The sequence below is a fragment of the Mycobacterium yunnanensis genome, assembly GCF_025823185.1.
In the GTDB taxonomy this organism is placed as follows: Bacteria; Actinomycetota; Actinomycetes; order Mycobacteriales; family Mycobacteriaceae; genus Mycobacterium; species Mycobacterium yunnanensis.
Window position 1 is genome coordinate 274,136 of sequence record NZ_JACKVK010000008.1, and the last position, 25,768, is coordinate 299,903.

Genomic DNA, 25,768 nt, shown 5'->3' on the forward strand with positions numbered 1-25,768 from the left:
CTCAGCGGTTCGCGGCGAAGGCACGGAGAGCGTCGACCTGTGCCGGGTCCAGTGACGGGCGAACGGTGCTCCGCGCCTTCTCGACGTCGGCGGCGGTGACGTCGGCGGCGTCGATCGAGCGCCGCATCGCCGTGAGCGCCGATTCCCGCAGCAGCGCAACGCAATCGGCGGCGCTGTAACCGTCGAGGGTGTCGGCGAGTTCGTCGAGGTTCACGTCGGGGCTGAGCGGGATGTTCTTGCCGGCGGTCCGCAGGATGTCGCGGCGCGCGTCGGCGTTGGGCGGTTCGACGAAGACCGACTTCTCCAGCCGGCCCGGTCGAAGCAGGGCTGGGTCGATCAGGTCGGGTCGGTTGGTGGCCCCGAGGACGACGACGTCGCGCAGCGGGTCGATGCCGTCGAGTTCGGTGAGAAGGGCGGCCACCACGCGGTCGGTGACACCGGAGTCGAAACTCTGACCGCGGCGTGGCGCCAGCGCGTCGATCTCGTCGAGGAACACCAGCGACGGCGCGGAATCGCGTGCGCGACGGAATAACTCGCGCACGGCCTTCTCCGACGAGCCGACCCACTTGTCCATCAACTCGGCGCCCTTCACCGCGTGCACCGACAGTCGGCCGCTGCTGGCGAGCGCCCGCACGACGAACGTCTTGCCACAGCCAGGCGGCCCGTAGAGCAGGACACCGCGCGGAGGTTCGACGCCGAGGCGTTCGAAGGTGTCGGGGTGTTGCAGCGGCCAGAGCACCGCCTCGGTGAGCGCCTGCTTGGTCTCCACCATGTCGCCGACGTCCTCGAGGGTGACCGAGCCGACCGCGACCTCCTCGGTGGCCGACCGCGACAGAGGGCGGATCACCGACAGTGCGCCGGTCAGGTCGTCTTGGGTCAACGCCGGTGGCCGACCGTCCGAGCTGGCGCGCGCGGCGGCCCGCAGCGCGGCCTCGCGAACTACCGCGGCGAGGTCGGCGACGACGAAACCCGGTGTGCGGTCGGCGATGTCGTCGAGGGCGAGGTCGTCGGCAGGAACGCCGCGCAGGAGCACCTCGAGCAGCGCCTTGCGGGTGGCGCCGTCGGGCAGGCTGAGCCCCAGCTCGCGGTCGCACAGCTCCGGTGCCCGTAGTCGGGCGTCGACGGCGTCGGGCACCGCGGACGTCGCGACGAACGCCACACCCGGCGTGGCCACCGCCGTACGCAACTCCGACAGGATGAGGGTGGCCACGGGTTCGGGCGCGGCGGGCAGCAGCGCGTCGACGTCGGTGATGAGCAGTACGCCGCCGCCGTCGCGAACCGTGGCGACCGCCGAGGCGACTCGAGACGAGCGGTCCTCGGCGCGCAACGCGCCGACCTCGGGACCGTCGAGTTCGACGAGTCGCCGCTCGGCGCAGACTGCGCGCACCAGCGTGCTCTTGCCCACCCCGGCCGGGCCGGAGACCAGGACACCCAGATGCGGTTTCGCACCAAGGGTTTCGAGCAGCTCCGGCTGGTCGAGCGAGAGTTTGAGCCACTCGGCGAGGCGGCCGGCCTGAGTGTGGGCGCCGCGCAGATCGTCGACCGACACCGCAGGGACTGCCGCCTGCACCGTCGGTGTGCGGTGCGGCTCGGAGACGGTGTGGGCCGCGGCGGGGGAGTCCACGCCCTGCGTCGTGCCGTCGCCCCAGGCCACCACAGAGTTGGGTTGCACGCTCACCGGTCCGGCGGGGTCGACACCGGTCACCGTCAGCAGCTCCGAGGTCCAGGTGATGCCGACGGACGCGGTCAGGGCCGAGGACGCCTGCGACGTCGAGGTGCCGGGGCCCAGGTCACGCGGTAGCAGCGAGACGGTGTCACCGACCGTCATCACCTTGCCCAACAACGCCAGTCGAAGCGTGGCCGACGAGATGGACTGGGTGGCCAGCTTGGAGCCGCTCACGGTCACCGATCGCGCGCCGTACACCGTGACCGGCGCGACCAGGACGGTGGTGTTCTCGCGCAGTCCGGCGTTGGACAGCGTCACGTCGTCGAGCAGCGCGGTGCCGGCCGGGGTGTCGGGACCGGCAACGCCGACGACGGCCGAAGTGGTGCGCGCCCCGGTCAACGACACCGCGTCCCACTCCCGGATGCCCAGCGCCGCCAGCGCTTCGGGATGCAGGCGGACGACGCCGCGGCGCGAGTCGCTGGCCGAGGTGTTCAACCGCGCGGTGAGCGGGAGGCGACCCCGTGGCGGTTCGTCGAACGCGTCGGACACGAGATCGCTCACCGTCAGCCTCGCGAGCCGGGCTTGCGCAGCCCAAGCCGTGCCACCGAACGGCGGTGCGGCGCGGCCCGCCGTGCCGCGCGGCGAACTGCCCTGCGCTGTTCGGGTTTGGTGTCCCACGCCTCCGGACGGGCGGCCACCCAGCGCTGGCTGCGGATCGTGAACGGCATGATCACCAGGTATCCGCCGATGATCAGCAACACCAGCACGTACGGGAACAGCAGCAGTCCGGCGGCGGCGGCGGCCACTAGGATCAGCAAGATCGGCGCGGCGTTCTCGGGCACGGAGATGGCCTTCAACGCCAGCGTCGGCACCCGGCTGACCAGCAGGGCCGCGTTGGCGGCCAGCCACGCGCAGACGAACCAGGGTGACGTCCACCAGCCGTGCCCGAACTGCATGTACGCCACCAGGGGGCCGATCGCCCCGACCGCGCCGCACGGCGCGGGCATGCCGGTGAAGAACTGCCGGGTGTAGGCGGGCTGGGTGTCGTCGTCGAGTAGCGCGTTGAACCGGGCCAGACGCAGCACCACGCAGACGGCGTACAGCAGGATGAAGATCCAGCCGAGCTGGGAGTTGGGCAGCAGCGTCAGGTAGATCACGAGTGCGGGCGCGACGCCGAAGTTCACGGCGTCGGCCAGGGAATCGATCTCGGCGCCCATCCGGGACTGCGCGTTGAGCGCGCGGGCGATGCCGCCGTCGATGCCGTCGAGCACCGCGGCGGCGCCGATCAACGCCAGCGAGATCCACGGCTTCGCGTCGAGGGCGAACTTGATGGACGTCAGACCCGCGCAGATCGCCAGGACGGTCGTCGCGCTTGGCAGGATCCGGAGACCGCGGGCAGACCGGCCCCTGGGACGGCTCACACCGGCTCCGCGAGGACCGTTTCGCCGCCGATGGCTCGCTGGCCCAGTTCGACGGCCACCCGGGAGCCCTCGGGGACGTAGGTGTCCAATCGCGACCCGAAGCGGATCAACCCGTAGGTCTCACCGAGGGCGACCTTGTCCCTGGGGTGGACGGAGCAGACGATGCGGCGCGCGATCAGGCCGGCGATCTGCACGGCCGCCACGTCGACGCCCTCGACGGTGCGGAACCAGACCGCGTTGCACTCGTTGAGCTCGCTGGCGGAGTCCTTGTCCGCCGACTGGAACTGGCCGGGCCGGTACTTGACCGTGACGACCTCGCCCGCGACGGGTGCCCGCTGCACGTGGGCGTCGAAGATCGACAGGAAGATGCTGATTCGGGTCATCGGCACGTCGGGCATGCCGAGTTCGGCCGGCGGCCGGACGCCCTCGATGAGCGTGACGAGACCGTCGGCGGGAGCCACCACGACACCCGGACGGGTCGGCGGCACGCGCGGCGGGTGCCGGAAGAACAGCGCGCAGGCGCTTGCCGCGGTCAGGCCCGCGGTGCGCAACCATCGGTGCTTGCGACCGGCGGCGGCCACGCCAAGCCCACCTGCGATGAACGGCAGGCCGGCGGCGTGAATAGGGGGGACGGTGGAACGGACCAGCTCAACGAAGCGGGCGATCTCGGACTCGTTGGCGGCATCGGCGGGTCGCGCGGGTCTGGCCATCAGGACTCAGATCCTACGTGCTCAGCTCAGGTCCCATACCTGCACCGGCGATCCGGCCGGGAGTTCGGTGACGTCCTCGTCGATCTCCAGCAGGCAGTCCGCCGACGCCAGCCAGCGCAGGTGATGCGACGCGGGCGGTCCGTAGCTGGTGACCGTCGTGGCGCCCGAGCGGTCCTCGAGTCCGCCGAGAACGCCGCGGCGGAATTGCCGCCGCCCGCGGGGCGAGGTCAACGGTTCAGCCAGGTTGGCCGACAGGTGGGGACGGCCGGGACGCGGCAAGCCCATCGCGGCGCGCAACGGCTCGCGGATGAACACCTCGAACGAGACCAACGCGCTGACCGGGTTGCCAGGCAGCGTGACGATCGGCGTCCCCCACACGACACCCGAGCCCTGCGGCATACCCGGCTGCATGGCGACCTTGACGAAGTCGACCTCGGCGCGCAGGGAGTCCTTCACCACCTCGTAGGCACCCGCGCTGACGCCGCCGGTGGTGATCACCAGATCGGCGTCGCGCGCGTGCTCCTGCAGCTCGGCCCGAAAGAGGTCGACGTCGTCCTCGGTCATCGACGAGGTCACCACGTCGGCCCCCGCGTCGCGCACCGCGGCGGCGAGCATGACGGCGTTGGACTCGTAGATCTGACCGGGTTGAAGCGGCGTGCCCGACGCCACCAGCTCCGACCCCGTCGACATCACCAGAACACGTTGTCGCGGAATGACTTCGACCGAGCCGAGGCCAAGGGCGGCGATCAGGCCAAGCGCGGCGGGGGTGAGCACCTGGCCGGCGCGCAGCACCGTCGTGCCCGCGGTGACGTCCTCACCGGCGCGGCGGACGTGCTGCCCTGGCGTCACGCTCGTGCGGATCGACACGGTCTCCGTCGAGCCGTTGGTGGCCTCGACGGGCACGACCGCGGTGGCGCCGGTGGGCAACGGTGCGCCGGTCATGATGCGGTGCGCGGTGCCGGGCGCCAGGACCAGCGCATCGGTGCGGCCGGCCGGAATGTCCTCTGCCACAGGCAGTTCGACCGGCTGGTCCTCGGTGGCGTCGGCGACGTCCTCGGCGATCACGGCATAGCCGTCCATCGCCGAGTTGTCGAAGCCGGGAAGTGCAAGCGGCGCCACGACGTCGGCGGCCAGGACGAGGCCCAGCGCGTCACCGACGGCGACGTCGACCGGGTCGCGAGCGGTGATCAGCCCGGCGACGACCCGCTGGTGCTCGGCGACGGACCTCATACCGGATAGCTGACGCCGGTCAGCTCCTCGGACACCGTCCACAGCCGACCTTGAACGTCCTGATCGTGGGACTGCTTGCTGGACTCGACCCGCTTCGGGTGCCCACGCAGCTCGCGAATGCCGTCGGGGCCGTAGTACTCCGCACCGCGCACGGCTGGGTCCGTCGCGGCCCGCAACGTGGCCAGCGCGCCCATCTCGGGGCTGTTGGTGACCAGCCCCGCCAGTGCGCTGAAACCGGGCAGGCTGGAACCGGGGATGTGCCGCATGAGTTCGGTGTTGGAGATGCCGGGATGTGCGGCCACGGCGATCGTCGACTCGTTGCGTGCGGCCAGCCTGCGGTTCAGTTGGTAGGTGAACATCAGGTTGGCCAGCTTCGACTGACCGTAGGCGGCGACGCGGTTGTACTTGCGCTCCCACTGCAGATCGTCGAAGTGGATGGCGGCCTGGATGGTGTGCGCGATGCTGGCGACCGCCACCACGCGAGATCCCTCGACGGGCAGCAGGTTCTCCAGCAGGAGGCCCGTCAGCGCGAAGGGGCCGAGGTGGTTGGTGCCGAACTGAAGCTCGAACCCGTCGGGGGTCGTCTGCTTCGGCGGATACATCACCCCGGCGTTGTTCACGAGGAGGTCGATGCGGGGGTAGGCGCTCTTGAGCTCGTCGACCGCCGCGCGCACCGAGTCCAGCGAGCCGACGTCGAGTCGCTGCACGGTGACGTCGGCGCGTGGCGCCTGCCCCTGCAACCGGGCCGCTGCCGCCCTACCCTTGTCGACGTCGCGCACCGCCATGACGACGTGCGCCCCGCGGGTCGCGAGTACCAACGCCGTCTCGTATCCCAAACCCGTGTTGGAGCCGGTCACGACGGCGACACGGCCGCTCTGGTCGGGTACGTCGGCGGCCGTCCACTTGGCGTGCGAGCTCATGGGCACGACCATACTCAGCGTGATGGTGACCCTCGTCGACCCCGCCAACCCGCCGAGCCGCAAGGCGCCGATGGTGTGGGCGCTCGCGGGGGCGGTCCCGTGGACGGTGCTCGCGGGGATTCAGGTGGCGTGGTTCGTCGTCGACCGGCAGAGCCCCGGCTGGCTGCACGCTGTGCCGGCGGCGCTCACGGTGCTCGGCGTGGTGACGTTCGTGGTGGTGGCCCCCCTGTGGCGGTACCGGGTGCACCGCTGGGACGTCGCTCTCGAGGTCGCGACGCCCGCGGTGTTCACCAGGACGGGCTGGCTGGTGCAGGAACGCCGCATCGCGCCGATCTCCCGGGTGCAGACCGTCGACGTCCACCGTGGCCCGTTGGACCGAATCTTCGGACTGGCCAACGTCACGGTGACGACCGCGTCCTCGGCCGGGGCGGTGCGCATCGTCGCGCTGGACGTCGAGGTCGCCGACCGGATCGTGGCCCGGTTGACCGACGTCGCCGCGATCGGCGACCGGGACGCCACGTGAGCGAGTGGCGCAGGCTCAGCCCCCGCATGCTGCTGGTGCATCCCGCGCACGAACTGCTACGGCAACTGCCGCTGCTGATCGGCTCGGTGGTACTCGGCTCGGCGACCGGCAACCAGACGTGGTCGGCAGTGGTGCTGGGTCTGCTCGTCGTCTTCGGCGTGGCGCGGTGGTTCACCACCACCTACCGCATCGACGGCGAACAGATCCAGCGTCGCGAGGGAGTGCTTCGACGTACCGTGACGTCATTGCCGCGCAACAGGATTCGGTCGGTGTCGACCGACGCCCGGCTGCTACACCGCCTGCTCGGGTTGACGGTGGTGAAGGTCAGTACCGGCCGAGAGGTCAAGGGAGACGCGGAGTTCGCCCTCGACGCGGTGCAAGCGGCCGACGTGCCTGCGTTGCGCGCGATCCTGCTGGCCGACTCGCTGGCACCGAAATCGGAGGTGGGGCCGCCGCCGAGCCGAGTGATCGCCAGGTGGCAACCGTCGTGGCTGCGGTACAGCCCGTTGAGCTTCACCGGGTTGGCCATGATCGCCGCCGCCGTCGGCGTGGTGTATCAAACGGGAGTGGCCATGGCGCTTCGAGATTCGGCGCTCGCCCGCCAGGGGGTCGACGCCGCCGAGCGCTTCGGGGTGGTGGTCACCGTGGCGATCGGCGTCGGCGGGTTGCTGCTGCTCTCGGTGGTCTTGTCCGTCGTGCGCTCCCTGGTGACGTTCGGCAACCTGGTGTTGTCGCGGCGCGACGATCACGGAGGCGCCGGCGTCCTGCACCTCGAGCACGGCCTGCTGCGAGCGCGCGAGAGCACCTTCGACATGCGACGGCTGCGCGGCGGCACGATTCGCGAACCCGCGCTGGTGCGGATGTTCGGTGGTTCCCGCCTCGACGCGGTGATGACCGGCGTCGACGGCGCGGGCGAGGCGTCGCTGCTGCTGCCGCCGTGTCCGGCCGCGACGGTGCGCGACGTGCTGAGCGAGGTGACCGGGCGACCCGACGTCGTGCGGGGCGAGTTGCGCCGGCACGGCCGTGCTGCGACCCGCAGGCGGTGGACGCGGGCGCTGTCGATCCCCGTCGCGCTCGGTGTCGCCATGGCGGGGGCGACGGTGGTCGTCGAGGTGCCACCGGTGGCGTGGGTGACGTGGGCGCTGGCGACGGTGCTGGCCGGGGTACTCGCCGCAGACCGGGCACGGTCGCTGGGGCACCGGGCCGGTGACGGCTGGTTGGTGGCTCAGGCCGGCAGTATGGAACGCCGACGAGACTGCATCGCCGCGGCGGGTGTCATCGGTTGGACGGTGCGCCAAACGCTCTTTCAGCGACGTGCGGGCGTGGCGACGCTGGTGGCGGCGACCGCAGCAGGAGTGAAGGGATACCGGGTCCTCGACGTCCCCGCCGAGGTCGCGTGGTCGGTGGCGGCGTCGGCGTCACCGTGGCTCATCGAGAACGACTGGGCCTCGGCTCGGCGGGGTCCGAGTTGCGCTGACACGTTTGCCGTTTAACCTCGGCACCATGGCTATCGGTGGAGTGCTCTTCGACATCGACGGCGTGCTGGTGACCTCGTGGCAGCCCATCGCCGGTGCGGCGGACACCCTGCGCGTGCTCGCCGACCATCAGATCGCCCGGGCGTACCTCACCAACACCACCACCAAGACGCGTGCGCAGATCGCCACACTGCTGACCGACGCCGGGATGGAGGTCAGCGCCGACGAAGTCATCACTGCGGCCGTGTTGACCGCCAACTACGTCCGCGACCGCTACCCGGAGGCCAGGTGCTACCTGGTCAACAGTGGTCAGATCGCCGAGGACATGGACGGCATCGACGTCGTCTACCCCCACGAGGTGACTGGCTCCGACGCCGACGCTCCCGACGTCGTCCTGCTTGGCGGGGCGGGCTCGGAGTACGACCACGTCACGCTGAGCCGGGTCTACGACTGGATGGCCAAGGGCGTGCCCGTGGTGGCGATGCACCGCAGCACGGCCTGGAACACCGCCGAGGGGCTGCGCGTGGACACCGGGATGTACCTCATCGGCATGGAGCAGACCTCGGGCCGCAAGGCCACGGCCGTCGGAAAGCCCGCCCCGGAGGGCTTCCTCGCCGCGGCAGGTCGCCTCGGTGTCGAACCGGAGGAGATGTACGTCGTCGGCGACGACCTGAACAACGACGTGCTCGCCGGACAGGTCGTCGGCATGGCCGGTGTGCTGGTGCGTACCGGCAAGTTCCGCCAGGACACGTTGGATCGTTGGGCGGCAGACGAATTCGCGATGCAGCCCAACTACGTCATCGACTCGGTGGCTGACCTTCCGGAGCTGCTCGACCTCTAGAGCTCGCTCCATCGCGTCGAGATCATCCGTTTGGATGACGTGTCGCCCGTTCGTGGCTGGTTGGTTGGACACAGGCCAACCGGGGGGTTTGGCCGCGAAAGGGGGGACAAGTGCCATGACCAGACGTGGCGAACACGCGGTGGTTCTCGGTGCCAGCATGGGAGGGCTGCTCGCGGCGCGCGTGCTCAGTGAGTTCTACGACCGGGTGACGGTGGTGGAACGCGACGAGCTGACCGACGACGTCGCGCCACGACGGGGCGTGCCGCAGAGCCGGCAACCCCACGTGTTGATGTCCCGCTGCGGACAGATTGCCGAGGAACTGTTTCCGGGTCTGCTCGACGAATTGGTGGCCGACGGCGCGCACTGCTGGGACGACGGCGATCTGTCCCGCTTTCACGTCTTCTTCGGCGGACACCTCGTCATGCGGACCGGCTCGATCCCGGCCCCGGCGTCGTTGATCACCCACCACGCCAGCCGCCCGTTCATCGAATGTCACGTCCGGCGTCGGCTGCGGCGCATCCCGAACGTCTCGATGCTCGACCGCCACGACATCGTCGACCTCACCGCCTCCGGCGGCCGCGTGACCGGCGTCGTCGTGCACCGACACGAGGACCGCTCGGCCGTGGAGCTCGTCGCGGATGTCACCGTCGACGCGACCGGGCGGGGCTCTCGGACGCCCGTCGTTCTTCAGCGGCTGGGTTACGGCCGACCCGAGGAGCAGGAGTTGGCCGTTCACGTCACCTATTCCAGTGTGTTGGTGCGCATTCCGACGGGCACGCTCAGAGAACATACGATCGCCCGATTATTCGAACCCGGGCGCCCGCACGGGTTCGTGATGTTCCGGGCCGAGGGTGAGCGGTGGATCCTCGGTGCGGGCACCCTGGGCTCGGTGGAGCCGCCGACCACCCAGGCCGGGATCGTCGCCTTCGGTGCCGACTGGGCGCCCGAGCACGTTCTGGGGGCGGCCCGCGCCGCCGAGCCACTCGGTGAGGTGTGCATGCATCGCTTTCCGGCCAACCGATGGCGCCGCTACGACCGGATGGTGCGGATGCCCGACGGGCTGCTGGTGCTGGGCGACGCGGTGTGCAGTTTCAACCCGATCTACGGGCAGGGCATGACGATTGCGTCGATGGAGGCTCTGGCCCTGCGTGACTGCCTGCGCCATGGCGAACTCGACCTGCCGCAGCGCTTTCACCGCGCATCGGCGAAGAAGATCCGGGTGGCGTGGCAGACGGCCGTCGGATCCGATCTCGCGTTACCGGAGATCCCCGGCCCGCGGCCCATGGCGGCGCGTCTCGTGAACGCCTACGTCGACCGCGTGCTCGCCGCGGCCGAGTCGGACCCGTTCGTGGCACAGGAGTTCCTGAGGGTGACCGGAATGCTGGCGACGCCAGCGCGACTCCTCAGGCCTGACTTCGTGGGTCGTGTCGCCAGGGCGTCACGTCGGCGGCGGCCAGACCCGGTTCTGGCGAGCCGCAGACTCACGGTGTGACAGTGAGGAGCAACCTGACCAGCTCGGCTTGGCGGTGCGTACTCGTCTTCGCGAAGATGCGCTGAAGATGGGTCTTCACCGTCGCCAGCGACAACGTCAGCTCGTCGGAGATGGGCCGAAGGCCGTCGCCCCGAAGGACCCGCATGGCCACCTCCGCCTCTGCTCGGGTCAGCCCGAAGAGCCGGATCAACAGATCCAGATCCGGTTGGGCCTGCCGCTCCGGGTCGACGACGATCACCAGGACTCGGGGCTCGCGTCGGTCGGGCGGCAGAGACGTGAAGGGCACGACGTGGACGACGTAGGGACGCACGTCCGCGGTGCGGGGACACAGCAGGGAGTTGCCGTGCCGGGCGCCGGAGTCGTTGTCTCCGAGCGCATCTGCGACGGATCGTTGCAGCCGGGCGTCGGCGGAGGGCACACCGAGCCCGATCCGTCCCCACCGCACGACGAGCCCGTCGCCGACCGCCACCATGTCCTCGGCGACTCGGTTGGCGTAGGTGACGGCGCAGGCGGGGCCGACGACGAAGATCCCGTGCCGCATGTTGTCGACGGCCTCGGCGACGTCCCGCGCGCCGAATGTCAACCCGCTGAGGTGGTCCTGGGTGCGCAGCGCCTGCTGCAGGTGGGGGATGAGGGCGTTGACGAGTTCGACCCGCTCGGGGGTGGCGAAGGGATCATCCTGCTTTGGTGAGGCGACGAGGAAGCACGTGGGGTGCGCACCGTCGGTGAGCCGTACGAACAGGCCGTCGTCCATGTGGTGTGGCCGCATCCAGTCGTTGTTGAACTCCGACTGAGGATTCAACGCGATCAGAGCGTCGCCCGAGTGCGTCATGCCGACGGGTCCGTGTTCGACCGCGTCGAGCACGTAGTCGAATTCGCAGTAGTACTCGAGGTAGGTGCGGTGAGCGTCGGGCGCGAGGTTGGCGCTCTTGGGGGCGCGCGTTCCGTTCTCGGCGATCACCAGCGCTGCACTGATGCCACCCATGCTGGCGCACGCCGCCGTCATCGCGTCGTTCCAGTGATCCGGCGTGACGGCGGCGTCGTGAATCGCCGAGACCAGTCGCGAATAGTCCTGCAGCGTCACCGAAGTGCCCATCGCAAACCCCTGCGCGTTTGCCCATTCGTCGCCGACCCCATCCGGGGCCGTTGACTTGAACCAAGTCAGACTCGTGCCGACGACGCTGTCAAGGCATTTTTCGCGGCTCGGCTAAAGCCGCTGGACGTCGAGTCGCGTCTCCTCGGCCTCGCCGGCGGCATTGGACGTCACCAAGTACGTTGCTGCGCCGTCGGTCTCGACGAAGGAGCCGGCGTACTCGGTGCCGCGATACAGCACGCCCGCCCCGTCGTCGGTCGCATACCCGGCGTCGAGCACGCCGTCTGCGACCAATTGCTGGAGGAGGGGGCGCCGCCGGGGTTCCGAGTCGTAGTGCACGCCATTCGAGTACGGAAGCAGGGCCAAGCCGTCGGTGACCGGACGGAGCTCGGGGCCGAAGGAGTCGGTTGTGCCACCGGTGTGCCAGCAAATCGAGCCCGCGGAGACTCCGGTCAGCACGACACCGGCCGCCCACGCCGCGCGCATCGCCCGGTCGACGCCGTGCAGACGCCACAGGGCCAGCAGTGCGACGACGCTGCCGCCGTAGACCCACACCACGTCCTGCTCGAGCAGATGCCCTTCCACGTCGGCGACGTTCGGCATCGGCACCAGCGAGAGATGACTCGCGGCCAGCCCGCGCAGCTGGGCGGCGGCGTAGAGCTCGTGGAGCACGGCGGGGTTGTCGCCCTGGGCGGTGGCGAGGAAGCAGATGCGCGGCGCCCGACCCGTCACCCCGGCCAGGTCGACCGCCAACTCGGTGAGGGGGCTGAATTCGTAGCGCGTCCGCACGCCGCTGCGCAGGCCGCCGCTGGTGGCAAGAATGGTCGGGCTGTCGGCTGCCATGCCTGAAGACCCTAGGCCCGCAGTGTGCGGACCGCCTCGATGCGCGCGGTGATCTGGTCGGAATTGGCCGCGGCCAGCACCGGCCCGCCGCAGATCCGGCGCAGTTCGTTGTGAATCCAGCCGTGTGGCTTGCCGGTGCGGTGGTGAGCGAGGGTCACCAGCGCGTTGAGTTCCTTGCGAAGGTCCCGCAACTGACCATGCGTGGTGGACCGCACCGGGACGGTGCCGCCGGCGGCGGTGCGCTTGTCGAGCTGCTCTTCCTGTCTGCGCCGCAACAGATCTCGCATCTGGGAGGCGTCGAGCAGTCCCGGGATGCCGAGGTAGTCGGCCTCCTCCTCGCTGCCCGAGGGGGTCGCCGTGCCGAACGACGAGCCGTCGAAGATGACCTGGTCCAATTCAGCGTCGGCGCCCAGCATTTCGAAGCCGTTGTCGAGTGCATCGGCCTCGTTCTTCTGCTTCGCGGCGTCCTCGGCGGCCTCGTCGTCCCATTCGTCGCCCTGCGATTCCCGGTGCGGCTTGCCGATGACGTGGTCGCGCTTGGCCTCCATTTCGCTGGCCAGCTGCAGCAGGTTGGGCACCGACGGCAGAAAGATGCTCGCGGTCTCCCCTGGCCGCCGCGAGCGCACGTAGCGGCCGATGGCCTGGGCGAAGAACAACGGCGTCGACGCGCTGGTGGCGTAGACCCCGACGGCGAGTCGGGGCACGTCGACGCCCTCGGACACCATGCGCACGGCCACCAGCCACCGGCTGGTGCCCTGCGAGTAGGCCGTGATGCGATCCGAGGAGCCGGGGTCGTCGGACAACACCAGCGTCGGAACCTCGCCGGTGATGGTGGTGAGCAGACCGGCGTAGGCCCTGGCCGCCGTTTGGTCCGAGGCGATGATCATGCCGCCCGCGTCGGGAACGTGTTGACGCTTCTGCTGCAGACGCTTGTCCGCCGCCGCGATCACCGCGGGCATCCATTCACCCGCGGGGTTCAGCACGGTGCGCCAGGCGCGGGCGGTCTGCTCGGCGTTGAGCGGTTCGCCGAGGCGGGCGGCATGTTCCTCGCCCGCGCTGTCGCGCCACCGCGACTCACCCGAGTAGGCCAAGAACACGACGGGCCGCACCACGCCGTCGGCCAACGCGTCGGCGTAGCCGTAGACGTGGTCGGCCTGGGAGCGCTCCAGTCCGTCGGGACCGCGCTCGTACTTGATGAACGGGATGGGGCTGTCGTCGCTGCGGAACGGGGTACCGGTTAGTGACAGCCGGCGGGTGGCGTCGTCGAACGCTTCCCGGATGGCCTCACCCCAACTCTTCGCGTCGCCGCCGTGGTGGATCTCGTCGAACACCACGAGGGTCTTGCGGTTCTCGGTGCGCACGCGGTGGCGACCCGGGTGGCTGGCCACCTGGGCGTAGGTCACGACTACGCCGTGGTACTCGTCGGAGTTCTGTGCGGAGCTGTTGCTGAACTTCGGATCCAGCGAGATGCCGAGCGCGGCCGCGGACTTGGCCCACTGAATCTTGAGGTGTTCGGTGGGCACCACGATCGTGATGCGCTCGACGGTGCCGTCGCCAAGGAGTTCGGCGGCGATGCGGAGCGCGAAGGTCGTCTTACCGGCGCCTGGAGTAGCCACGGCCAGAAAGTCCCGAGGCGCCGCCGTCAGGTACTTCACCATGGCCCGACGTTGCCAGCCCCGCAACGCCTGGGTGCTGGGCGCTGCATAACCCTGCACCCGAAGACTCCTCCCTGATCGAAGAGCAGTCTAGGCCAAGGGGTTCCGCGTTCGCATACCTGCAGGCCGTGTCCGGCGGCGGCGTCGAAGGTGTCACGGTCAGTAGATGCACGACTCTCGTCCAGGGAGTTGCCATCGACCTGGCATCGGAGCCGCAGGCTGCCCGCCTACGGTTCGCCCATGCCCACCCGACGGACCTTCCTGACGGCTCTGACCGGCGCCGCAGTCGTGCTCGGCACGGGGTCCCGCATGCCTGCGGCGTTCGCTGCGTCCGGCGTCGACCTCAGTGCGGTGCCTGCCGCGGATCTCACGCGTCAACCCACGCAGTGGGGCATGTCGTTGCCGGGCATCGTGACGCGGTTCGCGCCCTCGGGGCGCCAACTCGCGCTGACCTTCGACGCGTGCGATCACGCCTGCGACGACGCGTTGCTCGACACGCTCGAGCGCAACGGCGTCCCGGCGTTGCTGTTCGTCTGCTCGAAGTGGATCGACGCCAACCCGGGCCGCACCGAGCAGCTGGCCGCCAATCCGCTGTTCGACATCGGCAATCACGGCACGCGGCACGTTCCGCTGTCGGTCACCGGCCGATCGGCCTACGGCATCGCGGGCACGAAGTCCGCGAGCGAGGTCGTCGACGAGGTCGGCGGCGAGCAGGCCCGGCTGACGGCGCTGACCGGCAAGGCCCCGACCTTCTTCCGCACCGGCACCGCGCACTACGACGACGTCGCCGTGCAGATCGTGCACGACCTCGGGCTCACCCCGGTCGGCTTCTCGGTCAACGCCGACGACGGCGCCACGGCGCCGGCCGCCGCGGTGAGCGCCGCGATCACTCGCGCGGCGCCGGGTTCGATCGTGCTGGCGCACATGAACCATCCCCGTTCTGGCACCGGTCCCGGGGTGACCGCCGCGGTCCCGGCGATGCTGGCGGCCGGCTGGCAGTTCGTCCCGGTGGCCGGGCAGTCGCTGTCGTAAACGATCAGACGAAGTAGTTGTCGTTGGCGACGAACCACGCCGCGCGCTCGTCGTCGGTCATGTCGCCGAGGTGGGCCAGGCCCTCGAAGTAGTGCTCACGGGGTGCGCCCGGGGCGAACAGCATCAGGATCGACGCCGGCTCGTCGGCCTCGTTGCGAAACCCGTGAATGCCCCCGGGCGGTACGTAGAGGTAGTCGCCCTGGTTGCCGTCGACCCAGTCCGTGCCGTCGTGCAGGCGCATTCGTCCCGAGAGGACGAAGAACGACTCGGACATGCTGCGGTGGAAGTGCGGCCCCGGGCCGCCCGCCTTGGGGGCGAGGTCGACGCGGTAGGCCGTAGTCCCCGTCGGTCTTCGTCTGATCGGCGAGGTAGTGGTACTGAACCAGCCCGAAGGAGTCGTAGTCGGCGGGCTGGTTGGCCCGCCGCAGCGATGCGGAGACCTCCGGCTCGTCCTGGGTGTAGCGGGCCGGGGGATAGGGCGGCACGATCAGCGACACGCTCGTCAGTGTGCTACCCGCGGGTCCGCGACCTCTACCCCCAGGTGCTCGTCCGGTAGACAGAACCGGTGAGCAACGCCGAGTCACCGCTGAGCCAGCGCCCCGACGAGGGCTACGTGTACGAAACGTCGTGGCCCGTGGCCACCGCTGACGTCGACGACCGCCTGATGCTCCGCCTGGACGGGGTGGCCCGCTACATCCAGGAGGCCGGTGCGGAGAACCTGGTCGACACCGGCGAGGCCGAGGCGCACCCGCACTGGATCGTCAACCGCACCGTGATCGACGTGATCGAGCCCATCGAGTTGCCGTCGGAGGTGACGCTGCGGCGATGGTGTTCGGCGCTGTCGTCGCGGTGGTGCACGATGCGCGTTGACCTCGTCGGCGCCGAGGGCGGCCGCATCGAGACCGAGGGCTTCTGGATCGCGGTCAACGCGAAGACGATGACCCCGCTGCGAGTCTCCGACACCCTGATCGAGAAGTTCGCGTCGACGACCACCGAACACCGGCTGAAGTGGCGCAAGTGGCTGGCCGATCCGGAGACCGTCGACGTCAGCGTGGCGTTCCCGCTGCGCCGCACCGACGTCGACGTCTTCCAGCACGTCACCAACACCGCGTACTGGCACGCCGTCCACGAGGTGATGGCGATGGAACCCGACGTCTGCGTGCCGCCCTACCGAACGGTGGTCGAGTACCGCAAACCGATCCGGTACGGCGAAGACGTGACCATCGGATACACGCGGCAGGGCGACGACGTCCACGTCGCGTTGAGCGTGGACGAGGACGTGCGCGCCGCGGCCCTGCTGCGCAAGTTGTAGCTAGACGGGGAACGTCACCCCGGTCAGTTCCTCGGACACCGTCCACAGCCGGCGCTGCAGGGCCAGGTCGTGGGACTTGTCGCTCGACGGCACCACCTTCGGGTAGCCACGCATCTCCCCGAAGCCGCCCGGACCGAAGTACTGGCCGCCGAGCACGCCGGGGTCGGTGGCGGCGCGCAGCGTCGGCAGCGCCCCCATCGCGGCGCTTTGGGCCAGCAGCGGGGTCAGTGCGCGGGTCGCCGACAGCACCACCTCGGGCAGATGGCGAGACAACTCGGTGTTGGAGGAGCCCGGGTGCGCGGCGACGGCGATGGCGGCGTGCCCGTCGGCCAGCCTGCGCTGCAGTTCGTAGGTGAAGAGCAGGTTGGCGAGCTTGGACTGGCTGTAGGCGCGGAGCCGGCTGTAGCCGCGCTCCCACTGCAGGTCGTCGAAGTGGATGTCGGCGAGCAGCTTGTGCCCGTTGCTGCTGACGGTGACGACGCGTGCTCCCGGCACGTCGGCAAGGTGGTCGACCAGCAGCCCGGCGAAGGCGAAGTGGCCCAGGTGGTTGGTGCCGAACTGAAGCTCGAAGCCGTCGGCGGTGGTGGACTTGGGGGTCGTCATCACCCCGGCGTTGTTGATCAGCAGGTCGAGGTGGTCGAATCGGGACCTTAGTTCCTCGGCGGCGGCACGGATACCGGCCAGCGACGTCAGGTCGAGCTCGACGACCGAGACGTCGCCTCCGATGCGGGCGGCGGCTTGCTTGCCCTTCTCCACGTTGCGCACGGCCAGGACGACCTGCGCGCCGTGGGCGGCGAGTGCCGTGGCGGTCTCGAAGCCCAAGCCGGTGTTGGCTCCGGTGACGACCGCGATGCGGCCGGATTGGTCGGGGATGTCGGCGGTGGTCCAGTGGCTCATCGGTGTTCCTTCGGGGTCGGTGTGGACGGGCGGACGGTCAGGCGGCGGGTGGCAGGTCGAACGTCACGCCGGTGAGTTCCTCGGAGACCGTCCACAGCCGGCGTCGCACGTCGGCGTCGTGTGAGCGACGGCTCGACGAGACCACCTTGGGCGCGCCGCGCATCTCCATGAAGCCGGCGGGGCCGAGGTACTGGCCGCCGCGAACCCCTGGATCGGTCGCCGCCCGCAGCGTCGGCAGGGCGCCGGCCTCGGTGTCCTGGGACATCGCCGCGAAGACCAGCTTCAACGGACCGGGCAGATGGCGGTCCAACTCGGAGGCCGACCCGCCTGGGTGCGCGGCCAGCGCGGAGGTGGTGGTGCCAGCCAGCCGATCCTGCAGTTCGTAGGTGAACAAGAGGTTGGCCAACTTCGACTTCCCGTAGGCGGTGAAGCGGTTGTAGCCGCGCTCGGCTTGCAGATCGTCGAAGCGAATGCGGCCGAACCGATGGCCGATGCTGCTGACCGTGACGACGCGCGACTCGGGGGTGGCCAGGAGCAGGTCCAGCATGCGGCCGGTGAAGGCGAAGTGGCCGAGGTGGTTGGTCCCGAACTGGAGCTCGAAGCCGTCCTTGGTCTTCTCCTCGGGGGTGAACATGACGCCCGCGTTGTTGACGAGCAGGTCCACGCGGTCGAGTCCGGCGTGCAGTTGGTCGGCGGCCTCGCGAACGGAGTCCAGGGAGGTGAGGTCGAGCTGTTGGAGGGTGACCTCGGCCCCCGGGGTGCGCCGCGCGATCAGATCGGCAGCGGCCTTGCCCTTCTCCAGGTTGCGGACCGCGAGCACGACGTGGGCGCCCTTGGCGGCGAGTGCGGCGGCGGTCTCGTAGCCCAGGCCGGTGTTGGCTCCGGTGACGACGGCCGTCCGACCGGTTTGGTCCGGAATGTCGGTAGTGGTCCAACTCATGTCTGCCTCCTGCGTAAGATTGAAGCGGAACGTGCGCTCCGGTTGTCTCAACTATACGGAACGCGCACTCCGTTTTGTCAACCCGAAGGAGGCATCGTGACCGAATCAGTTCGGCCGCTGCGTGCCGACGCCGCCCGCAACCGCGCGCGGGTGCTCGAAGTGGCCTATGAAACCTTCGCCGCCGAGGGCGTCGGGGTTCCGATCGACGAGATCGCCCGTCGCGCCGGCGTCGGCGCCGGCACGGTGTACCGACACTTTCCGACCAAGGAGGCCCTCTTCCAGGCCGTGTTCGAAGACCGGGTGCGCCGCATCGTCGAGGACGCGCGCGCCCTGATCGCCGACAAGGGGCCCGGCGAGGCGCTCTACGACTTCATGCGGGGGATGTCCCAGTCCAGCTCCGTCGACCACGGGTTGTTCGATGCGCTGGCCAGTTACGGCTTCGACGTCGAAGCCGCCACCACGGGTGCCGAGAAGGAGTTCCTCGGCGTGCTCGAGGAGTTGCTGGTCGCCGCGCAGGGAGCGGGCACCGTTCGGGCGGACGTCGGCGTGGCTGAGGTCAAGGCACTGCTGGTGATGTGCAAGTCCAACGCCGAGTACGGCGCCGGGGTGGCCAACCGGGTCGTCGACGTCGTCATCGACGGTCTGCGCGCCTGAGCGAGCCTTGCACTCGCCATGGGCGAGTGCTAAAAATGACGTTGGCACTCGCGATGGGCGAGTGCTAGGTCGGGACGGTGAGACTGGGGCCGCTACTGCGGTCGCACACTCCAGTCGTCCGTCGCGGGCACTGAGCCCGACCGAAATACGTGCCATCCCCAATCCGGAGGAACACTTCGCAATGGCCAAGACAATTGCGTATGACGAAGAGGCCCGCCGCGGCCTCGAGCGGGGCCTCAACGCCCTCGCCGACGCGGTAAAGGTGACGCTGGGCCCCAAGGGCCGCAACGTCGTCCTCGAGAAGAAGTGGGGCGCCCCCACGATCACCAACGATGGTGTGTCCATCGCCAAGGAGATCGAGCTGGAGGACCCGTACGAGAAGATCGGCGCTGAGCTGGTCAAGGAAGTCGCCAAGAAGACCGACGACGTCGCTGGAGATGGAACGACGACGGCAACGGTCTTGGCCCAGGCGCTCGTGCGCGAGGGTCTGCGCAACGTCGCGGCCGGCGCCAACCCGCTCGGCCTCAAGCGCGGCATCGAGAAGGCCGTCGAAAAGGTGACCGAGACCCTGCTGTCGCAGGCGAAGGCCATCGAGACCAAGGAGCAGATCGCTGCCACCGCTGGTATCTCCGCCGGTGACCAGTCCATCGGTGACCTGATCGCCGAGGCCATGGACAAGGTCGGCAACGAGGGTGTCATCACCGTCGAGGAGTCCAACACCTTCGGCCTGCAGCTCGAGCTCACCGAGGGCATGCGCTTCGACAAGGGCTACATCTCCGGCTACTTCGTGACCGACGCCGAGCGTCAGGAAGCCGTCCTCGAGGAGCCCTACATCCTCCTGGTCAGCTCCAAGGTCTCGACCGTCAAGGACCTGCTGCCGCTGCTGGAGAAGATCATCCAGTCCGGCAAGCCGTTGCTGATCATCGCCGAGGACGTCGAGGGCGAAGCCCTGTCCACCCTGGTGGTCAACAAGATCCGTGGCACCTTCAAGTCCGTCGCCGTCAAGGCGCCCGGCTTCGGTGACCGCCGCAAGGCCATGCTGCAGGACATCGCCATCCTCACCGGTGGCCAGGTCATCAGCGAAGAGGTCGGGCTGTCCCTCGAGACCGCCGACGTCGCGCTGCTCGGCAAGGCCGACAAGGTCGTCATCACCAAGGACGAGACCACCCTCGTCGGTGGCGCCGGTGACGCCGACGCGATCGCCGGACGGGTCGCCCAGATCCGCGCCGAGATCGAGAACAGCGACTCTGACTACGACCGCGAGAAGCTGCAGGAGCGCCTGGCCAAGCTGGCCGGCGGTGTTGCGGTGATCAAGGCCGGAGCGGCCACCGAGGTGGAGCTCAAGGAGCGCAAGCACCGCATCGAGGACGCCGTTCGCAACGCGAAGGCCGCCGTCGAAGAGGGCATCGTCGCCGGTGGCGGCGTGGCCCTGCTGCAGTCGGCCCCGTCGCTCGACGAGCTGTCGCTCACCGGTGACGAGGCGACCGGCGCCAACATCGTGCGCGTCGCGCTGTCGGCTCCGCTCAAGCAGATCGCCTTCAACGGCGGTCTCGAGCCCGGTGTCGTTGCCGAGAAGGTCACCAACCTGCCCGCGGGTCACGGCCTCAACGCCGCGTCCGGCGAGTACGAGGACCTGCTCAAGGCCGGCGTCGCCGACCCGGTGAAGGTCACCCGCTCGGCGCTGCAGAACGCAGCCTCGATCGCGGCGCTGTTCCTCACCACCGAGGCCGTCGTCGCCGACAAGCCGGAGAAGGCCGCCGCACCTGCGGGCGACCCGACCGGTGGCATGGGCGGAATGGACTTCTAAGTCCCAGTACGAAAGGAAGCCCCGGTGCGCTCTCTGCACCGGGGCTTCTTCGTGTCCAGGCGCGCAATGTCGTCCTGACAGCCTCGGCATGGACATATCTCCGCGGTTCGGGTCTCAGGACGACTTTGCGATCGGACCGCGGTGTGCGCGCCGTCGGACGACCGACAGAATGTCGTCGATGACGACGTCCCAGCGATGGACGACGTCCTCGTAGGTCAGCCGAATCACCAGGTATCCCAACCCGGTGGCCACCCTGTCTCGAGTGCGATCGGCCTGATAGCTCGACAGGTGGTGCTCACGGCTGTCGGCTTCGATGATGAGTCGGTCGCCTACTAGGAGATCGACCCGGCCGACCCCAGCGATGTCGACCTGCGTCCGCAGCTGGATGCCGCGAGCTCGCAGCCGCAACCGCACCATGGTCTCGGTGCCGGATTGGCTAGCGCCGTCGCAACGCTCGCCGAGGTCGAGGTGCGCGAACCGCGACCCGGCCAGGATGGTCCGCACGTCGGCCATGTCGAGCATCCGCTTGTTCAGCATCGAGTCGAGCACGACGATCACATCCTCGGCGGCGAGGCAGTTGGCCGCCGATGCGACGGCGATGTCCACCGGATCCACGGCTTGGCTGGTCGGCGGGTCCCGCCGGTATGGATGGCAGGACCGCACGCCCGGACGGGACCGGCGCGCCCTCTCCGAATACCGGATGTGCGTCGAATTGTCGGGAACCCATACGCGGTGCAGGCGCAGGGTCGAGACGCACCCCAGTACACCCCCGGCCGAGACCGCCCTGACGACCTGCGGGTCGGCGGACCGGTTGGCATACCAACCGCGCCGCACCTGCCGCCAGCCCTGCGCGTGAAGTGTCGCGATGCGCCCTCGCGACCACCCGGCCTCGCGCAGCTGACCCGTTGACACGACTCCGCCGTTCGCGGCGATCACGTGCTCGAATCTCGCCACCAGTCCATTGCAGCCCACCTGAGGCCGACCGGGAAGCCGCCCGACCGCCGGCTGTGGATAACCCGCACACGGGAACAACGGAGGCGGCTCGGGTAGTTTCCGCCTCCATGGCCCTCCCCACACCCGCACCCACCACCACCGCAGTCGTCACCGGCGCCTCGTCCGGCATTGGCGCCGACATCGCCCGCGAACTCGCCGCCCGCGGTCACGGCGTCACCCTGGTCGCACGCCGTGAGGACAAGCTGCGCGACCTGGCCACCGAGCTGGGCACGGCCGTGCGCGTCGAGGTGATCGCCGCCGACGTCGCCGATCCCAACGCCCGCGCGGCCCTGTTCGGTGAGGTCGAGAGTCGCGGTCTGACGGTCGACGTGCTGGTCAACAACGCCGGCATCGGGACCATCGGCGCAGTCGCCGAATCGACGGCGGACGCCGAGACCGCGCAGGTACGCCTCAACGTCGAAGCAATCGTCGACCTGACCACCCGTGCGGTGCAGCAGATGGTGCCACGCGGACGCGGTGCCATTCTGAACGTCGGCTCCACCGCGGGGTTTCAGCCGTTCCCCGGACAGGCCGTTTACGCAGCCACCAAGGCGTTCGTGATCAGTTACACCGAGGCGTTACGCACCGAACTCGCCGGCACCGGTGTCACCGTGGCAACGCTCAACCCGGGGCCGGTCCGCACCGAGTTCCTCCAGGTTGCGGGTGTAGACGAGAATGCGTTCGCCGCAGCGTTTCCCAAATTCATGTGGGAAGAGTCGCGCGACGTGGCGAGGATTGGCGTCGACGCGCTCGAACACGACCGCGGCAACGTGATCGCAGGCTTGCCGAGCACGCTGAGCACGCGACTCTTCCAGCTGATCCCGAACCGGTTCCTGCTGCCGCTGCTGGCCAAGCAACATCCTGCGCTGCGCAACGGGAAGTCGGTGCGCTAGATCTGGTCTAGCGGTGTCGGCTTGAGCAGCAGCGTGGCGACGACGGCGATTGCCGCGGTCAGCACCAGGTAACCGCAGGCCAGCCACGGCGTGCCGCCCGCCGCGCCGATCAGCGCGGTGAGGATCAGCGGCGTCAACCCGGAGGCGTACACCCCCGAGAGTTGGTAGACCGTCGACAGCCCGGTGTAGCGGATCCTGGCCGGGAACAGCGATGCGTACAACGAGCCCTGTGCGCCATAGAACGACGCGTGGATGACACCGAACACCATGACCATTCCCACGGCGTAGAGCCAGATGTCCCTGGTGTCGAACAGGGCGAAGACGGGGAACACCGCGACACCGTAGGCGGCGATTCCGGCGGCGTACACGCGCTTGGGGCCAAATCGGTCGGCCAGCAGGCCCGACACCGGAATGAGGACCGCCATCAGCAGTGCGGCGACGGTCACGGTCACCAGCACGGGGATCTTGCCGAGCTTGAGGGTGCTCGTCGCATACGAGATGGCGAACACGCCCCAGGTGTTGAAGGCGGCGCCCTCGCCCCAGCGCGACAACATTCCCAAGACGGTCGACCGTAGCGCCGGTGGCTTGAAGACCTCCCGCACCGGGACCGCTACCCGGTCACCGCTGGCGCGGACCTTCTCGAAGGCGGGTGTCTCGGTGGCCTTCAGTCGGACCACGATGCCGAAGACGACCAACACGATGCTGAACAAGAACGCGATCCGCCACCCGTACGCCAGGAAGGCGTCGTCCGGCAGCACGTACTGCAGAAGGGCGAAGACACCCGTCCCCAACGCCAACCCGAGGGCGAGCCCGACCTGCGGGATGCTGCCGAACAGGCCACGCCGCCGTGCCGGACCGTGCTCGACGGCCAGCAGGACCGCACCCGCCCACTCGCCGCCGAGGGCGAACCCTTGCACGATCCGCAAGAGCAGCAACAGGATTGGCGCCAACACCCCGATCTGCGCGGCGGTGGGCAGCAGTCCCATGAGTGCTGTCGCACCGCCCATGAGGAACATGGTGAGGGCCAGCGTCTTCTTGCGTCCGATGCGATCGCCGACATGACCGAAGACGAACCCGCCGATCGGCCGGACGAGGAAGCCGACGGCAAAGGTGGCGAAGGCCAGCAGCGTGCCGACGAAGGTCGTCTGGTCCGGGAAGAAGGCCTTGTTGAATACCAGGCTGGCGGCGGTCGCGTAGAGGAAGAAGTCGTACCACTCGATGGTGGTGCCGACCAGGCTGGCCCACAGCGCGGTACGTGCCTGCGGCGAGGCGCCGACGGTTTCGTCGCCCGCGGCGGCGTTGATGACGGTCACGGGAGCCAATCACCTCGTGTCCAGCGCCCGTTGACCACCTTTGTGCGCGCCCTGATTCAAAGTCAGTTGACAGGTAATAGTCAGAAACGTCAATGCGGGCGCTGGAGCCGTCTTACGATCTTGATGGCGACAGGGGGTCGCCAACTTGCGGTGATGACCGCAGGTGAACTTTCTCGGGGGAGAAGCACATGAATGCATCCGTTCGGCCTTTGCCAACCAAGCTCGCCGCTGCGTTCTTGGCCGCTGGGGTGATCTCGACCGGCGCCCTAATCGCGCCGGACAAGGCACCGCTGCCCGTCGTCTCGTCCGACGTGGCCAACGCCTCTGTCATCACCGACGCGCTGTATCGACTCGGCGACGTCGTGAACGGCGCGGCCTACGGCTACGCGATCACGCAGGACGCCGGCTCGTCGCTGCCGTTCGACGTCGCCACCGCCTTTGCCATCGCTGCGCAGAATCCGACGCTGGCGCCGAGCCTCTTCAGTTGGCTGGTCAACCGGTATGCGAATCCGGCCGACGACTACCTGTACTGGACCTATCCGTGGTCGTTCAAGGTCGATTCTCTCGAGGTGGTCGCGGGCGCGCTACCGTTCCCGCTCGGCCCTAGTGACCTCGGTCAGGGCGTCGTCATCGACGCCGCCAACGCGATCGCCAACGCCATCAATGGATTCCTCGGCGGCGTGCTGCCCGATCCGACCGCCGGCGTAGCCGCGACGGACGCGTTCTGGGAGACGGACATTGGCAAGACGGTCGTCGCCGCCAACCTCGCCGTCACCGCGCCGGTGTATGCGTTGTACAGCACCGCGTACTACCTCGGTTATCTGCCGGCCGACCTCGAAGCGACGTTCGAGTCCGCGATTCAGAACCCGGCCGAGATACCCGGATTGCTGAGCAACCTGGTCTACGGCCTCGTGTCGTCGGACGGGCTCGTGGGTGATTTGATCTGGAACTTCTCGGCGCCGCTCAGAGCTCTGCCCGGTCCGATCGGGGAGCTGGCCAACAACGTCGTCGACTCGCTGTATACCGGTATCGACAACGTGCTGTCGGTGCTGCCTGCGCCGATCACGCCGACGCCGTTCGCGTCGGGGGCCGCGAACGTCGACGACGTCTCCGATGACACGACGGCCGATCTGCGGGTGAGCTCGATACCGGACCCGACCGTCTCGCTCGACAACGCCGTGACGCTGCGAGTCGCCGCCCCGGTCACCGACCCCGTCGTCACTCCGGATACGCCTTTGCCCACGGAGCCGACCGAACCGGACACGACGGGTGGATCGGCGACGGGCCTGGTCAAGACCAGCGATTCCGGGCCGCTGACCAACGTGGTGCGCGACTCCATCAAGGTCGAACCCGGCGACACGTTCGCGGGCAGCGGTACCGTCACGGGGTCCGAGCCCGAGTCCGGGACTGTCACCACCGGCACCACGACCGACCCGGTGGCCACCGCCACGCCGGACGAGCCGTCTGGCCCGGCCGAATCCACTGATCGCGCGGCGAATTCGAACTCCGGTGACGCGGGTGACGCGTCGCCCAGCGCGTCCTAGTCGCGTCGACGGGCCCGGTTGCCATGGTGGCCGGGCCCGCACAACGTAGCCGACGGCGCTCTGGTTGGGGACGATGTCGGTGGTCCGTGCCACGATCACTCCCGTGATCGACCACTTTGGAATCGTGTGCGCGGACTTCGCCAAGGCGCAGCACTTCTACGACACCGTGCTCGGCGTCCTCGGGTACAGCCGACAGATGGAGTTCGGGCCCGCCATCGGGTACGGACGGGCCGGCAAGCCGGACTTCTGGATCGAAGACGGCGGCGACCGCGAGGTGGGCGCCCCCATCCACTTCGCCTTTCAGGCCGCCGACGTCGACCAGGTTCGCGAGTTCTATGACGCGGCGGTGGGGCTGGGCGCGGAGTCGCTGCACGCCCCGCGTCTGTGGCCGGAGTACCACCCCGGGTACTTCGGAAGCTTCGTGCGGGACCCCGACGGCAACAACGTCGAGGCCGTGTTTCATGGTGCTGGGCCCACCCCCGGTGACGGCTGACGGCGGCCGGTCACCGAGTAG

At 69.1% G+C, this 25,768-nt stretch carries 23 protein-coding genes and 1 pseudogene; 11 read left to right on the forward strand and 13 right to left on the reverse strand.

Features of this window, described 5'->3' with window-relative positions; genetic code table 11:
• Position 1: 1 nt before the first annotated feature.
• The 5 genes from H7K45_RS11405 to H7K45_RS11425 are packed head-to-tail and all read right to left on the reverse strand — an operon-like array spanning position 2 to position 5,947.
• Complete coding sequence (locus H7K45_RS11405) at positions 2 to 2,215, reverse strand: AAA family ATPase (protein ID WP_263996963.1); 2,214 nt, start codon at positions 2,213 to 2,215, stop codon at positions 2 to 4.
• Between the two features lie 14 nt (positions 2,216 to 2,229).
• A complete protein-coding gene (locus tag H7K45_RS11410; protein WP_263995918.1) occupies positions 2,230 to 3,087 on the reverse strand; it encodes a CDP-alcohol phosphatidyltransferase family protein in 858 nt (285 codons plus the stop codon).
• Positions 3,084 to 3,797 (reverse strand): phosphatidylserine decarboxylase, encoded by a 714-nt coding sequence (locus tag H7K45_RS11415; RefSeq protein ID WP_263995919.1) that lies wholly within the window; start codon positions 3,795 to 3,797, stop codon positions 3,084 to 3,086. The genes H7K45_RS11410 and H7K45_RS11415 overlap by 4 nt, the downstream gene beginning before the upstream one ends.
• Positions 3,798 to 3,818: 21 nt before the next feature.
• Entirely contained in the window at positions 3,819 to 5,027 is a 1,209-nt protein-coding gene (gene moeA / locus H7K45_RS11420; RefSeq protein ID WP_263995920.1) for a molybdopterin molybdotransferase MoeA, read from the reverse strand.
• Complete coding sequence (locus H7K45_RS11425) at positions 5,024 to 5,947, reverse strand: SDR family NAD(P)-dependent oxidoreductase (RefSeq protein WP_263995921.1); 924 nt, start codon at positions 5,945 to 5,947, stop codon at positions 5,024 to 5,026. The genes moeA and H7K45_RS11425 overlap by 4 nt, the downstream gene beginning before the upstream one ends.
• On the opposite strand from H7K45_RS11425, the gene H7K45_RS11430 reads away from it, so the two are divergent.
• The 4 genes from H7K45_RS11430 (at position 5,946) to H7K45_RS11445 (ending at position 10,278) form a co-directional block, all read left to right on the forward strand.
• A complete protein-coding gene (locus H7K45_RS11430; protein ID WP_263995922.1) occupies positions 5,946 to 6,470 on the forward strand; it encodes a PH domain-containing protein in 525 nt (174 codons plus the stop codon). The genes H7K45_RS11425 and H7K45_RS11430 overlap by 2 nt on opposite strands.
• Positions 6,471 to 6,496: 26 nt before the next feature.
• A complete protein-coding gene (locus tag H7K45_RS11435; protein ID WP_263996964.1) occupies positions 6,497 to 7,963 on the forward strand; it encodes a PH domain-containing protein in 1,467 nt (488 codons plus the stop codon).
• Positions 7,964 to 7,973: 10 nt separating this feature from the next.
• Complete coding sequence (locus H7K45_RS11440; RefSeq protein ID WP_263995923.1) at positions 7,974 to 8,786, forward strand: HAD-IIA family hydrolase; 813 nt, start codon at positions 7,974 to 7,976, stop codon at positions 8,784 to 8,786.
• Positions 8,787 to 8,901: 115 nt separating this feature from the next.
• The gene (locus H7K45_RS11445) at positions 8,902 to 10,278 is read left to right on the forward strand and encodes an FAD-dependent oxidoreductase (protein ID WP_263995924.1); all 1,377 of its coding nucleotides are present in this window, start codon (positions 8,902 to 8,904) and stop codon (positions 10,276 to 10,278) included.
• Here H7K45_RS11445 and H7K45_RS11450 read toward each other — a convergent pair.
• The 3 genes from H7K45_RS11450 to H7K45_RS11460 all read right to left on the reverse strand — a co-directional run bounded on the left by H7K45_RS11450 (position 10,268) and on the right by H7K45_RS11460 (position 13,929).
• Positions 10,268 to 11,374, reverse strand: a complete 1,107-nt coding sequence (locus tag H7K45_RS11450) for a helix-turn-helix transcriptional regulator (protein ID WP_263995925.1) — start codon at positions 11,372 to 11,374, stop codon at positions 10,268 to 10,270. The two genes, H7K45_RS11445 and H7K45_RS11450, sit on opposite strands and share 11 nt — an antisense overlap.
• A gap of 111 nt (positions 11,375 to 11,485) precedes the next feature.
• Positions 11,486 to 12,214: a Type 1 glutamine amidotransferase-like domain-containing protein gene (locus tag H7K45_RS11455; protein ID WP_263995926.1), complete on the reverse strand. Its 729-nt coding sequence runs from the start codon at positions 12,212 to 12,214 to the stop codon at positions 11,486 to 11,488.
• A gap of 11 nt (positions 12,215 to 12,225) precedes the next feature.
• Entirely contained in the window at positions 12,226 to 13,929 is a 1,704-nt protein-coding gene (locus H7K45_RS11460; RefSeq protein ID WP_263995927.1) for a DEAD/DEAH box helicase, read from the reverse strand.
• A gap of 180 nt (positions 13,930 to 14,109) precedes the next feature.
• Here H7K45_RS11460 and H7K45_RS11465 point away from each other — a divergent pair, with 180 nt between their 5' ends.
• On the forward strand, positions 14,110 to 14,901 hold the full coding sequence (locus tag H7K45_RS11465) for a polysaccharide deacetylase family protein (RefSeq protein ID WP_263995928.1): 792 nt from the start codon (positions 14,110 to 14,112) through the stop codon (positions 14,899 to 14,901).
• Positions 14,902 to 14,905: 4 nt separating this feature from the next.
• On the opposite strand, the pseudogene H7K45_RS11470 reads toward H7K45_RS11465, so the two are convergent.
• Positions 14,906 to 15,398, reverse strand: a pseudogene (locus tag H7K45_RS11470) (cupin domain-containing protein).
• A 68-nt stretch (positions 15,399 to 15,466) separates the two neighbouring features.
• On the opposite strand from H7K45_RS11470, the gene H7K45_RS11475 reads away from it, so the two are divergent.
• Entirely contained in the window at positions 15,467 to 16,213 is a 747-nt protein-coding gene (locus tag H7K45_RS11475; RefSeq protein ID WP_263995929.1) for an acyl-[acyl-carrier-protein] thioesterase, read from the forward strand.
• Here the strand turns inward: H7K45_RS11475 and H7K45_RS11480 are convergent, their stop codons facing one another.
• Together H7K45_RS11480 and H7K45_RS11485 are read right to left on the reverse strand one after the other, a co-directional pair.
• The gene (locus tag H7K45_RS11480) at positions 16,214 to 17,110 is read right to left on the reverse strand and encodes an SDR family NAD(P)-dependent oxidoreductase (protein WP_263995930.1); all 897 of its coding nucleotides are present in this window, start codon (positions 17,108 to 17,110) and stop codon (positions 16,214 to 16,216) included.
• A gap of 37 nt (positions 17,111 to 17,147) precedes the next feature.
• Positions 17,148 to 18,050 (reverse strand): SDR family NAD(P)-dependent oxidoreductase, encoded by a 903-nt coding sequence (locus tag H7K45_RS11485; protein ID WP_263995931.1) that lies wholly within the window; start codon positions 18,048 to 18,050, stop codon positions 17,148 to 17,150.
• 96 nt (positions 18,051 to 18,146) lie between these two features.
• Here H7K45_RS11485 and H7K45_RS11490 point away from each other — a divergent pair, with 96 nt between their 5' ends.
• Together H7K45_RS11490 and groL are read left to right on the forward strand one after the other, a co-directional pair.
• Positions 18,147 to 18,704, forward strand: coding sequence for a TetR/AcrR family transcriptional regulator (locus tag H7K45_RS11490; RefSeq protein WP_263995932.1), 558 nt, complete (start codon positions 18,147 to 18,149; stop codon positions 18,702 to 18,704).
• 181 nt (positions 18,705 to 18,885) lie between these two features.
• Complete coding sequence (gene groL / locus H7K45_RS11495) at positions 18,886 to 20,511, forward strand: chaperonin GroEL (RefSeq protein ID WP_263995933.1); 1,626 nt, start codon at positions 18,886 to 18,888, stop codon at positions 20,509 to 20,511.
• A 114-nt stretch (positions 20,512 to 20,625) separates the two neighbouring features.
• Here groL and H7K45_RS11500 read toward each other — a convergent pair whose 3' ends face one another.
• Positions 20,626 to 21,465: a type IV toxin-antitoxin system AbiEi family antitoxin domain-containing protein gene (locus H7K45_RS11500; RefSeq protein WP_263995934.1), complete on the reverse strand. Its 840-nt coding sequence runs from the start codon at positions 21,463 to 21,465 to the stop codon at positions 20,626 to 20,628.
• A 107-nt stretch (positions 21,466 to 21,572) separates the two neighbouring features.
• On the opposite strand from H7K45_RS11500, the gene H7K45_RS11505 reads away from it, so the two are divergent.
• Positions 21,573 to 22,397, forward strand: a complete 825-nt coding sequence (locus H7K45_RS11505; RefSeq protein ID WP_263995935.1) for an SDR family NAD(P)-dependent oxidoreductase — start codon at positions 21,573 to 21,575, stop codon at positions 22,395 to 22,397.
• Here H7K45_RS11505 and H7K45_RS11510 read toward each other — a convergent pair.
• Positions 22,394 to 23,710, reverse strand: a complete 1,317-nt coding sequence (locus H7K45_RS11510) for an MFS transporter (RefSeq protein ID WP_263995936.1) — start codon at positions 23,708 to 23,710, stop codon at positions 22,394 to 22,396. The two genes, H7K45_RS11505 and H7K45_RS11510, sit on opposite strands and share 4 nt — an antisense overlap.
• A gap of 188 nt (positions 23,711 to 23,898) precedes the next feature.
• On the opposite strand from H7K45_RS11510, the gene H7K45_RS11515 reads away from it, so the two are divergent.
• Both H7K45_RS11515 and H7K45_RS11520 read left to right on the forward strand, forming a co-directional pair.
• Positions 23,899 to 25,254: a hypothetical protein gene (locus tag H7K45_RS11515; protein WP_263995937.1), complete on the forward strand. Its 1,356-nt coding sequence runs from the start codon at positions 23,899 to 23,901 to the stop codon at positions 25,252 to 25,254.
• Between the two features lie 103 nt (positions 25,255 to 25,357).
• Positions 25,358 to 25,747 carry a VOC family protein gene (locus tag H7K45_RS11520; protein ID WP_263995938.1) on the forward strand — a complete coding sequence of 130 codons (390 nt, stop codon included), beginning with the start codon at positions 25,358 to 25,360 and terminating at the stop codon, positions 25,745 to 25,747.
• Positions 25,748 to 25,768 lie beyond the last annotated feature (21 nt).